Here is a 16,378-nt window from a genome sequence, read left to right on the forward strand (position 1 = left end):
TCCGCTAATCCGCTTCGGCCGGGCCCGCCCGGTATTCCTTCGGGTCCAGAAAATCCGCCAGGCACGATCCCACCCGCAATGCCTGTTCGCGCGCGTCACCGCGATACTCGCCTTCGCCGGCGCCCTCGATGGTGGCCACCGGCGCCGCACGGTCGCGGTGATAGACGAACGCGGTCGACAGCCAGCGGGTGTCGCCCGGCGCCTGACTTTCCATGGTCTCCACGCGGAATTCACCGCAGTAGCCATGGATCAAGGTGCGTCGAAGGGTCTTGTGCGTCATGCGCAGAGTATTGCCGCGCCAGGTTGAAGATGACGTGGAAACCCGCTGCAACATCCGCACAGATGCGCAACAGCAGCTGCAGCCGGACGATCTGGACAGCGGAGCAGCATTACCACCGCGCCACAGCGTCAATGCCAGCGCGGCGCCGATATCCGGCACGCATGAAAACGCACGCGTTAGCGCGATCGCCCCGGGTTGGGACAACGTAACGTGCAACGAGAGGAAGACGACGGAACTGGATCTAACCGGAAAGCCTTGCGAACGCAGGCTTGAAAATGGTGGCCGAGGACGGAATCGAACCGCCGACACGGGGATTTTCAATCCCCTGCTCTACCAACTGAGCTACTCGGCCACTACCTGCAACGCGATGCCTGCGTTGCGAGGAGGCGCATCATAGCGAGCAGGCGCAGTTTGGGCAAGCGTTGTGACCAACTTTGTTGCAGCGTGGCGTCGCCGCCTGAATTTCTTGCACCGGTTCACGCCGCGCAGGGAGGCGCATCGCCTAGCCTGCGCGCGTCCATCGGAGATCGTCATGCGCCTGTCTTGCCTGCTGTGGTCGTGCCTCGCCCTGCTGCCACTGGCTGCGTCTGCGCAGCAACCGGTGCGCGCGGTCCCACAGCTGGATATCTCGCGCTATGCGGGGCAGTGGCATGAGATCGCGCATCTACCGGTGTCGTTTCAGAAAAAGTGCCGCAGCGATATCACCGCCAGCTACACCTTGCGCGACGATGGCTTGATCGGCGTGCGCAATGGCTGCCGCACTGCCGATGGCAGCCTGACCCAGGCCGATGGCGTGGCGCGACCGGTCGACGGCCACCCGGGGCAGTTGCAGGTTCGCTTTGCGCCCGAATGGCTGAGCTGGCTGCCGCTGGTCTGGGCCGACTATTGGGTGATCGCGCTCGACCCGGACTATCAATGGGCGCTGGTCGGCGAGCCGGATCGCAACTATCTCTGGATCCTGTCGCGCTCGCCACAGATGCCGCGTGCGCAGTTCGAGCAGCTCAAGGCCCGTGCCACGCAGATGGGCTACGACCTGTCGCCGCTGATCGTGGCCGCGCCCGTGCTGTGAGCCGGGCACCCCGCTCCCGGGCGGGGCTGGCATAGGCGACAAGGCGGCGTCCGTACTGCGTAGTATTCTTGGCGCCGCCTCAGCCGCCAAGGACACCCTTACATGCGTCGTGCCTCCCGCCTCCTGATCGTGTCGCTGGCCTGTGGCCTGCTGTTGAGCGCTTGCGGCGGCGCGGTGCGCCGCGTGTCCGAGCCGGCCGCCAGCATCCAGCAGCTCACCGTCCGCGCCGATGGCAGCTGGTCGGTCGACCTGCGCCTGCAGAACTACAGCAGCATCCCGATGCAGTTCGAGCGCGTGGCGCTGGAGATCTCTGCCGGCGAGCAGGTGGCCGGCAAGCTCGACCAGGCGGTCGGCATGTCCATCGGACCGGAAACCGCCGATATCGTCACCGTCACCGTGCAGCCCACCTCGCTGGGGCGGATCACCGTGGCCGACGTGCTGGCCGGTGGCCGTTCGCTGCCGTACACGCTCAAGGGCACCGTCTGGGCCACTCCACAGGACAAGAAACAACGCGAGTTCGCGGTGGAATCGCGCAACACGCTCAGCCCGGCCCCCGGCCTCAACGGCGTGCTGCGCTGACGCGCACGCCCTCCCGCACCCGCTTCAAGGATCCCGCATGAGCAGCTACGCCGCCCCGCTGACCGATTTCCGCTTCGCCCTGCACGACGTGCTCGGCGCCGAAGCGCTGTTCGCCCGCCTCGGCTACACCGAGGCCAGCACCGACATCATCGACGCCGTGCTCGAAGAGGCCGGCCGCTTCACCTCGCAAGTGCTGGCGCCGCTCAATAGCGTGGGTGACGAAATCGGCTGCGCCTTCGACAAGAGCACCCATGCGGTGACCACTCCGCCCGGCTTCCGCGCCGCCTACGACCAGTTCGTGGACAGCGGCTGGAATGGCCTGACCGCCGAGCCGGAGTTTGGCGGCCAAGGCATGCCGCATCTGCTGGGTGTGCCGCTGAACGAGATGATCAACTCGGCCAACCTGGCCTGGGGCAACTTCCCGCTGCTCTCGCACGGCGCTACCGAAGCGCTGCGCCAGCATGGCGAAGCCTGGCAGCAGGAAGTCTTTCTCAAGCCGCTGATCGACGGCCGCTGGACCGGCACCATGTGCCTGACCGAGCCGCATTGCGGCACCGACCTGGGCCTGCTCAAGACCCGCGCCGAACCCAATGCCGACGGCAGCTACGCCATCACCGGCACCAAGATCTTCATCACCGCCGGCGAGCACGACCTCACCGACAACATCGTGCATCTGGTGCTGGCCAAGCTGCCGGACGCACCGGCCGGCGCCAAGGGCATCTCGCTGTTCGTCACGCCCAAGTTCAAGGTGGCCCGTGACGGCACGGTGGGCGAGCGCAACGCGCTGCATTGCGGCTCCATCGAACACAAGATGGGCATCAAGGGCTCGGTGACGTGCGTGATGAACTTCGAAGGCGCCCAGGGCTATCTGGTCGGGCAGCCGCACAAGGGCTTGCAGGCCATGTTTACCATGATGAACACCGCGCGCCTGAGCGTGGGCCTGCAAGGCATCGGGCTGTCCGAGCGCGCTTATCAGAACGCCCTGCGCTACACACGCGAGCGCCTGCAGTCGCGCGCGCTCAGCGGCGCAAAATTTCCCGACAAGCCGGCCGACCCGATCATCGTGCATCCGGACGTGCGCCGCATGCTGCTGACCATCAAGTCGCTGACCGAAGGCAGCCGCCTGCTGGCGCTGCACGCCGCCAGCCTGGTCGACGTGGCCCACCGCGGCAGCACCGACCAGGAGCGTGCCGACGCCGAAACGCTGGTGAGCTTTCTCACCCCGATCTCCAAGGCCTGCCAGACCGAGTGGTCGATCGAAAACACCTACCACGCGCTGCAGTGCTTCGGCGGCCACGGCTACATCCGCGAGTACGGCATGGAGCAGCTGGCGCGCGACGCGCGCATCACCACCATCTACGAAGGCACCACCGGCATCCAGGCGCTGGACCTGATCGGCCGCAAGACCGCCGCCAGCCAGGCTGCCGGCCTGAAGCTGTTCCTGGCCGATCTGGAAACCTTCGCCAATGCGCAGGAAGGCAACGCGGCACTGGCCGAGTTCATCAAGCCGCTGCGCGACAAGGCCAGCGAATGGGCCATGCTGACCCGCGACGTGCTCGATCGTGCCGCGCGCAACCCCGACGAGCTGGGCGCGGCCAGCTACGACTACCTGTTTTATTCCGGCTACGTGGTGCTGGCGTATTGGTGGGCGCGCAGCGTTGCCGCGGCCGACGCGTCGACCCATGGCGAGGAGTTCAAGCGCGCCAAGCGCGAGACCGCGCGTTTCTACTTCGCCCGCATCCTGCCGCGCACCTTGACCCACGCCGCCACCATCCGCAGCGGCGCCGCGCCGTTGATGACGTTGGACGCCGAGCTGTTCGGCGAAGGCTGAGCGCCATCATCGCGGCAGGTTGCCGCGGCCGTAGGAGCGGACCTGGCCGCGACGAGGTGGTACCGATCGGCAAGACGTCGCGCCCGGGTGCGCTCCTACGGCAACATCGCAGAATTCCGCCGCTATCGTAGGAGCGGACCTGGCCGCGACGAGGCGGTACCAATCGGCAAGACGTCGCGCCCGGGTGCGCTCCTACGGCAACATCGCAAGGTTCCGCCGCTGTCGTAGGAGCGGACCTGGCCGCGATGAGGCACTACCGATCGGCAAGACGTCGCGCCCGGGTGCGCTCCTACGGCAACATCGCAAGGTTCCGCCGCTGTCGTAGGAGCGGACCTGGCCGCGATGAGGCACTACCGATCGGCAAGACGTCGCGCCCGGGTGCGCTCCTACGGCAACATCGCAGAATTCCGCCGCTGTCGTAGGAGCGGACCTGGCCGCGACGAGGCGGTACCAATCGGCAAGACGTCGCGCCCGGGTGCGCTCCTACGGCAACATCGCAGGATTCCGCCGCTGTCGTAGGAGCGGACCTGGCCGCGACGAGGTGGTACCGATCGCCAAGACGTCGCGCCCGGGCGCGCTCCTACGGCAACACCGCAAGATTCCGCCGCTATCGTAGGAGCGGACCTGGCCGCGATGAGGCGCTACCGATCGGCAAGACGTCGCGCCCGAGTGAGTTCCTATGGCTAAGTGAGGCCTGCAACGGGTCCGAACATTGGTGGCGCAGCGCGGCGGCATCGCGGCCATACGCGTCCTTGCTGAGCCAGTCGTTGCGGTACACGCGCCAACGCCGTTCGCCGCGATACACAAACTGTCAACGATCGGGTATAAGCTGTTTTCCCGATGGAGACAGACACGCACGTAGGTGATGTGATCTTCCCCGGAGGCGCCTCTGCCCCGGTCGCGGGCAGCGCTGTCGCTGCGATCCAGCCACTTCCCAGCTTGCGCCTGCTGTCGCTCGATGCGCACGGCCGGGTGCTGGACTGGATCAACTGGCAGGACGCCGCCTGCCTGTATGCACGCGACGCGGTGTCCTGGACGCTGGGCGAGCCCTGCATGCAGATCCACGGCGGCATTTCGCGGCTGACCGGCGAGCGCAGCACACTGGAGCTGCACCCGATCATCGCCGCGCGCGGCCACGCCCGCTCGCGTGCGCTGGACCCGACCCCGACGCTCAGCAATACCGCCCTGTTCGCGCGCGACTCGCAACTGTGCATGTATTGCGGCCAGCACTTCAGCCGCCCGCACCTCACCCGCGACCACGTCATGCCGGTCTCCAAGGGCGGGCGCGATACCTGGGAGAACGTGGTCACGGCGTGTTTCCAGTGCAACTCGCGCAAGGCCAACCGTACGCCACAGCAGGCGCATATGCCGCTGCTGGCGGTGCCGTACCGGCCGAGCTGGATCGAGCACCTGATCCTGTCCAACCGCAATATCCTGTCGGACCAGATGGCCTTCCTGCGTGCGCAGCTGCCCAAACGCTCGAAACTGTCGCTGTAGGTCGCAGGCGCCTGACGGCGCGCGCGTCGATGCATTGCAGGGAAGGCAACGGCGCAAGCGCCATGGCGATCGCGGCAGGAGCACTGGCCGCGTGCGCCACCGATGGCACACGCGGCCTAGCCAATAGACGGAAGCCTGGTTCATCGCAGCCTTGGCTATGCTGCGCATCTGTGTGGATCACGCGACACCACAGCTGTCGCTACCGGGACCGGAACAACGTATCCCTGATAACGGCGCACGCCCACTGCCGCCCGTCCTGGCCATCGCCATCGCGCCTCAGTGCCTGCACACATGCGGCAACCAGCTTTCGCTGCCCCAGCAGGACCAGCCCTCTTCCCGCCGCGCAGCAGCGCCTGCACGGACCCCTGCCCTGCTCCGCCGTGCCTACGGCATCGGCCGCGATCTGGACGGACGCACCCGCCGCTGACCCACGTGCGACAGATGGCCGCAGGCGCCACCGACCACGCCGCAAAGCGCTCACGACGGCGCGCTCGACCATTACCGCCGGCTGACAGCTGAACCGGTTTGCTTGCCGGGCCTTCGCCTGGGGAGGACAATGTGGTTTCAGAAGATTGACACGATGATGATCGACTCCACACGCTACCCGCGCCTGTCCCGCATCCAGACCCCCGACGACCTGCGCAGCTTCGACGAGGCCGATCTTGCGGCGATCGCCGACGAGCTGCGTGCCTATCTCATCGAATCGGTGGGCAAGAGCGGCGGGCACTTCGCCGCCGGCCTGGGCGTGATCGAACTCACCGTGGCCCTGCACTACCTGTATCAGACGCCGGTCGATCAGCTGGTGTGGGACGTCGGGCATCAGACCTACCCGCACAAGATCCTCACCGGCCGTCGCGACCAGATCCACACGGTCAAGCAGAAGGACGGCGTGGCGCCGTTTCCCAAGCGCGAAGAGAGCATCTACGACACCTTTGGCGTCGGCCATTCGTCCACCTCGATCTCGGCCGCGCTGGGCATGGCGATCGCCGCGCAGCGCAACGGCGACGACCGCAAGGTGGTCGCCGTGATCGGCGATGGCGCCATGACCGCCGGCATGGTCTACGAGGCGCTCAACCACGCCGGCGGGATGGATCCTGAGCCGAACCTGCTGGTGGTCCTCAACGACAACCGCATGTCGATCTCCGAGGCGGTGGGCGGGCTGACCAAGATGCTGGGCCGTGCCAGCGGCAGCCGTACCCTCAACGCCATCCGCGAGGGCGGCAAGAAGATCCTCGGCGACAAGAAGAACAATCCCACCGCGCGCTTCGTGCGGCGCTGGGAGGAGCACTGGAAGGGCATGTTCGTGCCGTCCACCCTGTTCGAGGAAATGGGCTTCCATTACACCGGCCCGATCGACGGCCACGACCTGCCCAGCCTGGTCAGCGCGCTCAAGACGCTCAAGACCCTCAAGGGCCCGCAGCTGCTGCACGTCATCACCACCAAGGGCAAGGGCTACGAGCTGGCCGAAGGCGACCAGATCGGCTATCACGCCGTGGGCCCGTTCGACCCGAGCAAGGGCCTGGTGGCCAAGGCCGGCGCCAGGAAGCCGACCTATACCGACGTGTTCAGCGACTGGGTCTGCGACATGGCGGCGGCCGAGCCCAAGCTGCTGGTCATCACCCCGGCGATGCGCGAAGGCTCCGGCCTGGTGCGTTTCAGCAAGGAATACCCGCAGCGCTATTTCGACGTCGCGATCGCCGAGCAACACGCGGTGACGCTGGCCGCCGGCATGGCCACGCAAGGCGCCAAACCGGTAGTGGCGATCTACTCCACCTTCCTGCAGCGCGGCTACGACCAGCTGGTGCACGACGTGGCGGTGCAGCAGCTGGACGTGCTGTTTGCGATCGACCGGGGCGGCGTGGTCGGCCCGGATGGCGCCACCCATGCCGGAAACCTGGATCTGAGCTTCCTGCGCTGCGTGCCGCACATGGTGGTCATGGCACCGGCCGACGAAGCCGAATGCCGGCAGATGCTGAGCACCGGCGTGCATTACGAAGGCCCGGCCGCAGTGCGCTACCCGCGTGGCACCGGCCCCGGCGTGGCGCTGGACGCCTCGCTGGCCACCCTGCCCATCGGCAAGGCGCAGCTGCGTCATAGCGGGTCGCGCATTGCGCTGCTGGGCTTCGGCGTGACCGTGGAAGCCGCAGAAGCGGTCGGCCGCGAACTTGGCCTGACCGTGGTCAACATGCGCTTCGTCAAACCGCTCGACAAGAGCATGCTGCTGGAGCTGGCCAGGACCCACGATGGCTTCGTCACCATCGAAGACAATGTCGTTGCCGGCGGTGCGGGCTCGGGCGTGTCCGAGTTGCTCAATGCCGAGGGCATGACCATGCCGATGCTGCAGCTGGGCCTGCCGGACAGCTTCCAGCATCACGCCAGCCGCGAAGACCTGCTGGCCGAAGCCGGCATCGACCAGGCCGGCATCCGCGCCGCGGTGCTCAAGCGCTGGCCGCAACTGATGACGACCCACACGCCGCCATTGAACGCAGCGGCGGGTTGATTTCAACCGGCGTCCCGCGAGGTTGGGCTGGCGCATGGGGAACGCCGGGGCAGCACTGACCGGGCCCGCCTGTGACGCGCGTTCTGTCCCTAGTCCACACGCGGGGGCTTGCCTGGGCGTCAATGGACGCGGCCAGACTGTGCCCCCTGCACGCCACCATGCCGCCGCGGGCGGCGCTGGCGCGGTGGCATCACTCCTGCAGTAGCGCGCCGGTACCTGCGAACGCTTGCACCAGCTGCACGACGCGCTGCTGCGCGTGGATCGCCTGCAGCTCCGCCTGCAGGCGACGTACGCCGCACGGCGGCTCGGTCGCGGCAAGGGCGTCATCCAGTCGCGCCGGCAGCTCATCCAGATTGCGCAGCCAGATTGCCGCACCGGCGGCCTGCAGACGCGCGGCGTGGTCGAACTGGTCGTAGTCCAGCGGATACACAATCGCAGGCAGCCCCGCTGCCAGACAGGCGTAGAGGATGCCGGCACCGCCGTGGTGGACGACCAGCGCGTACCGCGGCAGATGCTGCGCGTAATCCACGTACGGCAGCCGCTGATAATTGCCCTGCCCCTGCCCCTGCTGCTGCGGCGCGGCCGTATCGCCATCGCTGAAATGAAAGATCACCTCGGGGAACCGCGGCGCCAGCGCGCGCAGTACCTCGTCCATGCGCTGTTTGACCCACTGCAGATGCGTGCCCAGCGTCACCAGCACATGCCGGCGCCCGTCGACGAAGCCGGGAGGCGCCACCTCGGACGGCGGCGTGCACAGTTGTGGCCCCACAAAGCGCAAGGCGGCGGGCCAGCGCTGGGCGAACTCGAACGCGGGCACGCCCAAGGCCAGGATGCACTGCGGCGAATACACCGCCTCGCTGCGGTCGCGGCGGTACAGCGCCGGCAACCCGCACGCGCGCATCTGGCGGCGATAGCAGGCATGCAAGCTGCGCTTGAAGCCGCGCGTCAGCCGCCGCGCCAGCGCATGCCACATGCGCTGGCGCAGGGTGGTGGCCGGTCGCAGCCCACCGAAGTAGGCCGGCGGCCCGTCGCCGGTCTCGATCACGCACGGCGACGGCATGCTGGTCCACCATGCGATGCCCATCGCCTGCGCGGCCAGCCCGGCGCTGGGCAGGGTGAAATCGGCGATCACCAGATCCGGCCGTCGTGCGCGCCAGTCCGTCTTCAGCGCATCGCCCAGCTGCGCCATCAGGCCGAGCGCGGCGTGCAGCTGGCGGCGCAGGCGCAACGGATGATGGCCTACCGCATGCGGTGGGTTGGCAATGTCCAGCAACACCCGATCGGCCTGCGCGTCCAGCACGCTGACCGCGCGCAGCCCGCACGCCGCAATGCGCGCCTGCGCCGCCGGCGTACTGATGACGCGCACATCGTGGTCAGGCGTCAGCTGGCGCGCAATGGCCAGGATCGGATGCAGGTGGCCACTGTACGGCGGGGCGACGAGATCAATCCGCATGCAGGCTGCTCCGCAAGCGCTGCTCGACCTCGGCAACGAAGCCTTGGCAGCTGGCAAGCACGCTCGCGCTGCGCAGATAGTCCATGTGGCCACAGCGTGGCGCGTGCGCCACCGCACCATCGAACAGCGCGCGCGAGATCCAATCTCCGCGCCCTTGCACCACGCGGACCTGCCCGAATGCGTCAGGCGCGCGGCAGACCGGCCCATAGGCGAACACGGCCAGGCGCGCACGCGCCGACTGTGGCAACTGCAGGGCCGTCAACAACTGCAAGCCGCAACTGCCGGCCAGCAGCACGGTCATCGGGCTGTGCTGCAGCAACGCAGCCACGCGCGCGCGATCGGCAGATGCGACGCGCCCGGCGCGCGCGCCCAGATACTGGCGCGCGTTGGACAGGCTCGCGCGCCACAGCGGGGTGCGCCGATGCGGCGCGCTGTCTGGGCGATACGGGTAATTGCAGTCGATCAGCCGGCGGCCCGCACCCTGCAACGCCTGCAGAAACTGCTGCTGCTCCGCGCTCAAGGCGCAGCGTGCCCGGTCGCTCTGCCCGGTCAGGAACGCAATCTGCAGCAAGGGGTGCTCATTCGGCACGAAAACGACCGTTCGCGAGTACGCGGTAGCGGCGGGTGCGCCAGCGGATGGTGCGCACCCCTGCAGCGTGCAGCAGGTGCAGCGGCTGCAGCCACTCCGCGCACACCGACAGCAGCGGACGGTGGCGCAGCGCACCGGTCACGCGCCATTGCACGGCGCACAGCAGCAGTGCGCGGAGCAGTAATGTGGCAACCACAATGGCTGCACCCGGCCAGGCCGGCGGCATGCACGCACACAGCAGCATGGCCAGCAGCACGACCGGCGGCAATCCTTGCAGCAACACGATGGCCCCACGCACGCGCACGGGTTGTTGCCGCAGCAGGATCAACCCGAACAGCATCCACCGGTGCATCTGGCGTGCATAGCTCGCCAGGTCCGGCAGTGCGGTGCGCATTTCCACCGGCGCGGTAGATTGCCACAGGCGCCCTCCCCGTTCGCGCACCAGCGACGCGACGGCAAGATCGTCGGTCAGCTGGTCCAGCAGTGCGGCAAAGCCGCCCCAGGCACGCAGCTGCGCAGTCCGCGCGGCATAGCACATGCCATTGAGTGTCACCGGCGCCGCAAACGGCAGCCAACCCAGGTAGGTGAGCGCTGCATTGTTGTTGACGAATTGCGAGAGCAGGCGCCCCGCCAGCGTGTCGCTGTCGCGGTAATACGGCAACGCGGTCACGACGTCGGCATGGGTGAGGTCGTGCAACACCTGCGTCAGGGCGTGGCTGCCAAGGTGCGCGTCATCGTCCAGGATCAGGCTGATCGGCGCATGCACGCCCGGCAAGGCGTGCTGCAGTTTCCAGGCCTTGGGGTTGATGCCCGGTGGCGCCGGCGGCACCAGCATGCGGGCAATCCGCACCTGTGGAAACCGGGCGATCAGCGCATCGGCCACCGTGTTGCCTGCGATGTCGTCTGCATCCAGCAACCACATGAACTGCGCCCGTGGCAGGGCTCGCAGGTTGGATGCGAGCACCTCCTGCAGGTGCGCATCACCGCCGAGAATCGGTTGCAGCACGGCCACCTCGGCCTGCGTTGCGGCGATACCGCCAGCCAGGCCGGGATGCGCGCCGCGCATGACCCGAAACGCGGCTGCAGACTTGATCAGCAGCAGGCCCAGATACGCGGCAGCCAGGGCGAGCGTGGCTAGGCCCACTGGGCAGCCTGCCAGCGCACGAATGCCTCGATGCCTGCGTCCAGATCAACACTGGGCGGGCCCAGATCGGCCAGCATGCGGTGTGGATCGAAGGTCTTGGAATAGGCAAAGACACCCACGCCAAACCGGGTGATCGGCGGCTCGCCACGTAAGCGCAGCGCACGGTGGAGACCTTCGACCACGCTGGCCATGCGCAGCGCAGTGCCGATACGGACCTGGCGTTGCGGCATGGGCAGACGCAGCCGCGCCAGCACCTCCAGCAACAGCTGCTGCACATCCACCGGCTGCGCGTTGGTGAGGTTGTAGGACCGCTGCAACTGCGGCGCCGTGGCCGCGCGATAGAGGTAATCGCAGAGCGTATCGATGTAGATCAGATCGCCGATCACCGGCTGGGTCTGCCCGATGAAACGCGGCAGCGCGCCCTTGCGTGCGGCGGCGATCACGCGTGGAAACAGCACCGTGTCGCCCGGCCCGAACACCGCACGCGGACGCAGCACCGACGCCTGGCCCGGATAGCGCTCCAGCAGGGTTTCGCCCAGGTATTTGGTCTGCGCGTAGGTATTGACGAAGTGCGGGCCGATCGGACTGTGCTCGTCCAGATCGTATTGATGCGCCTCCCGGTAGAACACCGAACTGGAGGACACGTACAGCAGACGCGGGCAGCCGTGCTGCTTGCAGAAGTTGATGACATTGGCGGTGGCCTGCACGTTGTGCAGCTCGAACTGCGCGCGCGTCCCCCAGGGCGAGGCCAGCGCCGCCGCGTGGATCACCACGTCCGGTTGCCACTCCAGCGAGAACGGCCGACTCAGGTCGATGCAATGGTAGTTGGGCAGATCGCTGGCACGTCGACCGATGCCATGGATCTCCAGCCCGGGCTGCCCCTGGAACCGGCGCAGGAAGGCGCCGCCGACAAAACCGGACGCGCCGGTCACGAGAATGCGCAGCGTCATCGCCACTCCGGCTGGTAACGGTCAAGACTGGGTTGGCAGTGCGACGGCAGGATGGCCAGCTCCGGGTGCGCCTGCGCCAGGCCATGCAGGTGATGCACGGTGCGCTGGAAGGCGCGCCAGTCGTGCATGAGCAGGCGCGTCGGCCATGCCGGCCACTGCAGGGTGGCCAAGGTTGCGTGGGACCACACCGCATCTGCGCACAGCAGTACCTGCCGGTCATGCGCATCGCGCAGCCACAGGCCCATTTGCCCCGGGACATGCCCGGGCAGCGGCACCGCCAGCACGCTGCCGTCCTCGAACAGGTCATAGGCAGCCCCCAGCCCCTGCCAGGCGCCACTCAGCGCGTGCTGCGGCGCCTGCTCGGCAAACTGCAAGCGCCGATCGAAGTCGTCCGGCAGCAGCTGCGGCAGCAGGGCACGTCGCAAGCCGCCCAGGCGCGAACAGCTGCGCAGCTGCTGGTAATCGCCACGCAGGCAGATGAAGCGCGCATTCGGCAGGTCGCGCAGACCGCCGACATGGTCGGCATGGAAATGCGAAATCAAGCACCAGGCAATGTCCTCCAGCTGCACGCCGCGCCGCGCCAGTTGCGCGCCCAGGGTCTCGTGCGCGGGCAGGGTCACCGGTGTCGTCCAGCGATACACACGCTCCGGCCAGGGATCGGTGGCATCGAAAAAATGCGTGGCATAGCCGGTGTCGTAGAGCAGCGCTCCGCGCTGCGGATGCCGGATCAACACGCTCAACGCGGGGAACTCCACCGCATGCCAGTGGCCATCCGCACGCACCATGCGCTCGCAATGACGGCAGTGGCCGACACGCAACAGCGCGATGGACACGCGCGTGGCCATCAGTACCGCAACACCATGCCACCGATCGCCAGGCCGGCGCCGGTACCGAGCAGTGCGAACACGTCGCCGCGTTGCAGCTGCCGGTCCACGCATGCGTGATGCAGGGCATGCGGGAGCGAGGCAGCCACCTGGTTGCCGGTGTCGTGCAGGATGCGCACGACCTGCTCGCTGCGCAGCCCCAGCGTCTGCACGACATGATCCAGCCCACCGCCGGAGGCCTGATGCGGCACCAGACAGCGCAGCTGCGCCGTGCTGGTGCCGGCCTCGCGCAGCAACTGGTCCCAGAATGCGGGCAGATGGCGCGCTGCAAACCGGTAGGCGCCGCGGCCGTCCATCCAGAACAGGCGTGAGGCAGCGCGTGCGTCGTCGTCGCCCTGTGGTGCGCGAGTGCCGCCGCCGCGGATGCGGCACAGGTCCGCGCCGCTGCCGTAGCTGGACAGCCGGCTGGACAGCAGTGCCGAGCCGTGGTCTGCGCTGTTGCGCCCGACCACCACCGCAGCGGCGCCATCGCCAAACAGCCCGGCAGTGGCCGGCACCGTATCGTCCAGGCCGGCCGATGCCACTTCGCTGGAGACGATCAGCACGCGTCGATAGCGGCCAAGCGCCAGCGCATTGGCCGCCGTGTCCAGTGCCACCAGAAAGCTCAGGCAGGTCGCGTTGACATCGAATGCCGGAATGCCGGAATCGCCCAGCCCCAATGCACGCTGGATCAAGACCGCCTGGCAGGGAATCGGCTGCTCCATCACGCTGCAGGCCGAGATCAGGCAATCCACCTCGCCGGCATCGATGCCGGCGTTTGCCAGTGCCTGCTGCGCGGCAGCGGCACCCATCGAAGATGCCGTCTCGCCCTCGCCCACGTAGTGACGCGTGGCGACACCCAGCCGGGCAAGGGTGGTTCCCGCCGGCAATTGCCAGCGCTCGTCCAGCGCCTGCGAGGTCACCTGCCTGGCCGGGACGTGGCGTCCGGTGCCCAGGATGCGCAGCGGCAATGCGTTCAACACGGAGCTCTCGGCGAAGAAGGCGCGCAGCATACCTTGGCTGGAACGGTCGGCCTAACCGTCCCGGATGGCGAGGTGCCCGTTCCTCCGCAGTGTCATTCCGCACCGCCGTGCGGCACCGCTCCCAGGCACGCCCTGCTGGCACGGCTGCAAGCCTTGCGTGTCCGGCATCGCGCGCGAACTCCGGCATGCACTGCGTGCGTAACGGTGCCGTGCACCTGCACGCCCATTGCCGCGTCAGGCGCTCAAGGCGCCTCCACCGCATACCCGAGCGCCTGCAACCGGGCCAGGTATCCATCCGGGGCCGTCAGACGGCTGATCGGCAGCACCGCGAAGGTGCTGCGATTGCGTTGCAGCGCAGTGGTGGCGATCGCGAGCCAATGCTCGCGCATGCGCCGCTCCAGATCGTCGATGCCGCGCTTCCTGGCCGCATCGGAACTGGCCATCGCGCGCATGCACGCCGCCTGCGGATCTTCGCGCGGCAGCTGGCGCAATGCCTCGATATCGCCTACCGACCAGGCATTGGCGCGCTCGACCATGGTGGGCAGGTCGCGCTCCACCGTCACCAGGATGCTGCGGAAACAGGCGATATCGTCCAGGCCGCCGGCGCGAAACTCCTTCAGTGCCTGGCGCGGGTCGGTGATCTTGTAGTCCAGCGCCGTGGGAGTGGGCTTGATGCCGGCGCGCTTGGCGGCGCGTTGCACCACCGACCAGATCACCGGCGAGCGGGCCAGGCCCGCACGCTTCAGCGCCGCCTGGTACAACTCGCCGGCGGCCAGCATCGGGCGTTTGCGTTCCACGCCACGATCGCTGCCGATGTAGCGGGCCTTGGCCACCTTCCATCGCGCGTACAGGTCGGGCGGCAGGACCTCGCGCAGCTCGCGGCTGTCCTCGTTCTTCATCGCCTGCATTGCCGATGGCAGCAAGGTGAGCTTGCCGAAAAAGCCCATGTCCGCGTCGACCTGCACCGTCGGCGCCATCAGCACCTGCTGCGACTGGCCGATGATGGTGGCCACTTCCGACGATTGCCATTGCAGGCGTTTGGGCAACGGCGACTGCGTGCCCAGGATCCACAACACGTGCTCGCCCTTGCGCACCTTCCACAGGCCCGGCCCGGGCTGGACCCCGCGGACGACGAGCGCCTCCAGGTCGACCACCGGGGGCGGCGCGGCCGCGTCCTGTATCGCCAGACCGCTGGCGGTCGCCAGCATCGACACCAGCAGCAAGCCGGCGCCCCATCCCACTGCCCTGTGTCGCATCACGTGGTCGCCCCCTGTTTGCGGCGGACATTACGCCAAGCCTGCGACCACTGCGTTAGGGAAGCGTTCGGCCGAGCATCGGCAGCACCGCTAGCGCGTCGCCAGCGTCGCCAGATGCGCTGCCAGGGGAGACGCCTGGTCGAGCAGCGCGAAGCCGTCCCACATGAATCCCGGCGACACCGTGCACCCCACCAGGGTGAAGTCACCCAGCGAGCGCGCCGCCTGCCAACAGCCCGCAGGAACCACATGCATCGGCTCGCCGCGTTCGGCCGCGTCCAGGATCAACCGCCGCAGTTGCCCGTCGCGTTCGTCGTAGACCAGCAATTCCAGCGCATCGCCCTGCTGCCAATGCCAGCTTTCTTCCGCATCCACGCGGTGCCAGGCGCTGCATTGGCCGGCAGTGAGCAGGAAACGGATCGCAGTCAGCGCCGGGCGCGCGACGCCGTTGTCACTGACCTGGCGCGCGGAGGCGTAGACGCGCCGGAAGTGCCCGCCTTCCGGGTGGGGTGACAACGCGAGCGATCGGATCAGGGCCGCGGCAGTGGGATGCATGCACGCATGCTAGGCCAGCCGCCGCGGCTGCGCATCACGGCAGATGCTTGCCCGCGCGCAGACAGGTGCGGAAGAACACCAGCAGATCCCAGCTATAGCGCTTGAGCAGCCGGCGCGGCTCGTTGAGCAGGCGGTACATCCATTCCATATGCAGGCGACGGACCCAGTCCGGTGCCCGCTTGGCGGTGCCGGACAAAAAGTCCAGCAGCGCGCCCACACCGAACACCAGCGGCACCCGCAGCGCGTGACTATGGTCGAGGATCCAGCGCTCCTGCAACGGGTTGCCGAAGGCCACCAGCAGCACGTCCGCACCCGAGCGATTGATGCGCTCGGCCAGGCCCTCGCCAGCAGCGGCAAACTCGCCGTAACCGTCGCACATGCCCACCACCTGCTGCCCCAGCGTACCGGTCAAGGTGGCAGCGGCGGTCTTGCCGACCCCGGGCCGGCCGCCCAGCAGGAAGAACTTGAGCGGCTGCGCGCTCTCCCGGCACAGATACGGAATCAGATCGGTGCCATTGAGATTGCCGGCGAACCGGCGGCCATGAATCATCCGCGCCGCCAGATCCATCCCGATGCCGTCGTTGACGATGCGCACGCCGGGCTCGCGCATGCGCATCCGCAGCGCCTGGCACTGCACGACAAAGTTGGTGTTGGCAAAAAAGACCCGGCGCGACTGCTGTGCAGCCAACGCGTGAAACAGGTCCAGCGCGAACGCTTCCTGGGTGGTGGACAACACCGGAAACCCACCCAGCGGAATCGCCACTCCGGCCGGAGTGCCGGCGGCGGCGCCGCTCGTTGTGTCCCTGTCCACGCGCTGGCCCTGCATCATCGA

General features: G+C 67.9%; 15 protein-coding genes and 1 tRNA gene. 5 read left to right on the forward strand and 11 right to left on the reverse strand.

Annotation, left to right across the window (positions count from 1 at the left end):
- Positions 1 to 4: 4 nt before the first annotated feature.
- Positions 5 to 280 (reverse strand): hypothetical protein, encoded by a 276-nt coding sequence (locus ACCQ12_RS11990; RefSeq protein WP_047695224.1) that lies wholly within the window; start codon positions 278 to 280, stop codon positions 5 to 7.
- A gap of 276 nt (positions 281 to 556) precedes the next feature.
- Positions 557 to 632 (reverse strand) — tRNA-Phe (locus ACCQ12_RS11995).
- A gap of 180 nt (positions 633 to 812) precedes the next feature.
- On the opposite strand from ACCQ12_RS11995, the gene ACCQ12_RS12000 reads away from it, so the two are divergent.
- From ACCQ12_RS12000 to dxs, 5 genes are all read left to right on the forward strand, one after another.
- Positions 813 to 1,349 carry a lipocalin family protein gene (locus ACCQ12_RS12000; protein WP_039563799.1) on the forward strand — a complete coding sequence of 179 codons (537 nt, stop codon included), beginning with the start codon at positions 813 to 815 and terminating at the stop codon, positions 1,347 to 1,349.
- Between the two features lie 102 nt (positions 1,350 to 1,451).
- Positions 1,452 to 1,928, forward strand: a complete 477-nt coding sequence (locus ACCQ12_RS12005) for an LEA/WHy family protein (protein ID WP_104580422.1) — start codon at positions 1,452 to 1,454, stop codon at positions 1,926 to 1,928.
- 37 nt (positions 1,929 to 1,965) lie between these two features.
- Positions 1,966 to 3,759, forward strand: a complete 1,794-nt coding sequence (locus tag ACCQ12_RS12010) for an acyl-CoA dehydrogenase C-terminal domain-containing protein (RefSeq protein ID WP_372381810.1) — start codon at positions 1,966 to 1,968, stop codon at positions 3,757 to 3,759.
- Positions 3,760 to 4,599: 840 nt separating this feature from the next.
- Positions 4,600 to 5,256 (forward strand): HNH endonuclease, encoded by a 657-nt coding sequence (locus ACCQ12_RS12015; RefSeq protein ID WP_039410890.1) that lies wholly within the window; start codon positions 4,600 to 4,602, stop codon positions 5,254 to 5,256.
- A 583-nt stretch (positions 5,257 to 5,839) separates the two neighbouring features.
- On the forward strand, positions 5,840 to 7,756 hold the full coding sequence (gene dxs / locus ACCQ12_RS12020; RefSeq protein WP_372381811.1) for a 1-deoxy-D-xylulose-5-phosphate synthase: 1,917 nt from the start codon (positions 5,840 to 5,842) through the stop codon (positions 7,754 to 7,756).
- A gap of 190 nt (positions 7,757 to 7,946) precedes the next feature.
- Here dxs and ACCQ12_RS12025 read toward each other — a convergent pair whose 3' ends face one another.
- The 9 genes from ACCQ12_RS12025 to ACCQ12_RS12065 all read right to left on the reverse strand — a co-directional run bounded on the left by ACCQ12_RS12025 (position 7,947) and on the right by ACCQ12_RS12065 (position 16,375).
- Positions 7,947 to 9,209 carry a glycosyltransferase gene (locus ACCQ12_RS12025; RefSeq protein WP_372381812.1) on the reverse strand — a complete coding sequence of 421 codons (1,263 nt, stop codon included), beginning with the start codon at positions 9,207 to 9,209 and terminating at the stop codon, positions 7,947 to 7,949.
- Positions 9,199 to 9,780 (reverse strand): hypothetical protein, encoded by a 582-nt coding sequence (locus ACCQ12_RS12030; RefSeq protein WP_221229978.1) that lies wholly within the window; start codon positions 9,778 to 9,780, stop codon positions 9,199 to 9,201. Before ACCQ12_RS12030 ends, ACCQ12_RS12025 begins: the two co-directional genes overlap by 11 nt.
- Before the next feature lie 7 nt (positions 9,781 to 9,787).
- Complete coding sequence (locus tag ACCQ12_RS12035; RefSeq protein WP_372381813.1) at positions 9,788 to 10,942, reverse strand: glycosyltransferase family 21 protein; 1,155 nt, start codon at positions 10,940 to 10,942, stop codon at positions 9,788 to 9,790.
- Positions 10,933 to 11,892, reverse strand: a complete 960-nt coding sequence (locus ACCQ12_RS12040) for an NAD-dependent epimerase/dehydratase family protein (RefSeq protein WP_372381814.1) — start codon at positions 11,890 to 11,892, stop codon at positions 10,933 to 10,935. Before ACCQ12_RS12040 ends, ACCQ12_RS12035 begins: the two co-directional genes overlap by 10 nt.
- The gene (locus ACCQ12_RS12045; protein ID WP_372381815.1) at positions 11,889 to 12,737 is read right to left on the reverse strand and encodes an MBL fold metallo-hydrolase; all 849 of its coding nucleotides are present in this window, start codon (positions 12,735 to 12,737) and stop codon (positions 11,889 to 11,891) included. The genes ACCQ12_RS12040 and ACCQ12_RS12045 overlap by 4 nt, the downstream gene beginning before the upstream one ends.
- A complete protein-coding gene (locus tag ACCQ12_RS12050) occupies positions 12,737 to 13,768 on the reverse strand; it encodes a 3-oxoacyl-[acyl-carrier-protein] synthase III C-terminal domain-containing protein (protein WP_372381816.1) in 1,032 nt (343 codons plus the stop codon). The genes ACCQ12_RS12045 and ACCQ12_RS12050 overlap by 1 nt, the downstream gene beginning before the upstream one ends.
- 212 nt (positions 13,769 to 13,980) lie before the next feature.
- Positions 13,981 to 14,994: a TraB/GumN family protein gene (locus ACCQ12_RS12055; RefSeq protein WP_372381817.1), complete on the reverse strand. Its 1,014-nt coding sequence runs from the start codon at positions 14,992 to 14,994 to the stop codon at positions 13,981 to 13,983.
- Positions 14,995 to 15,084: 90 nt separating this feature from the next.
- Positions 15,085 to 15,546 (reverse strand): cupin domain-containing protein, encoded by a 462-nt coding sequence (locus tag ACCQ12_RS12060; RefSeq protein WP_372381818.1) that lies wholly within the window; start codon positions 15,544 to 15,546, stop codon positions 15,085 to 15,087.
- 34 nt (positions 15,547 to 15,580) lie between these two features.
- Positions 15,581 to 16,375 carry a WecB/TagA/CpsF family glycosyltransferase gene (locus ACCQ12_RS12065; protein WP_372381819.1) on the reverse strand — a complete coding sequence of 265 codons (795 nt, stop codon included), beginning with the start codon at positions 16,373 to 16,375 and terminating at the stop codon, positions 15,581 to 15,583.
- Positions 16,376 to 16,378: the final 3 nt, after the last annotated feature.

Source organism: Xanthomonas sp. NCPPB 1068, from assembly GCF_041479385.2.
Classification (GTDB): Bacteria; Pseudomonadota; Gammaproteobacteria; order Xanthomonadales; family Xanthomonadaceae; genus Xanthomonas; species Xanthomonas cannabis.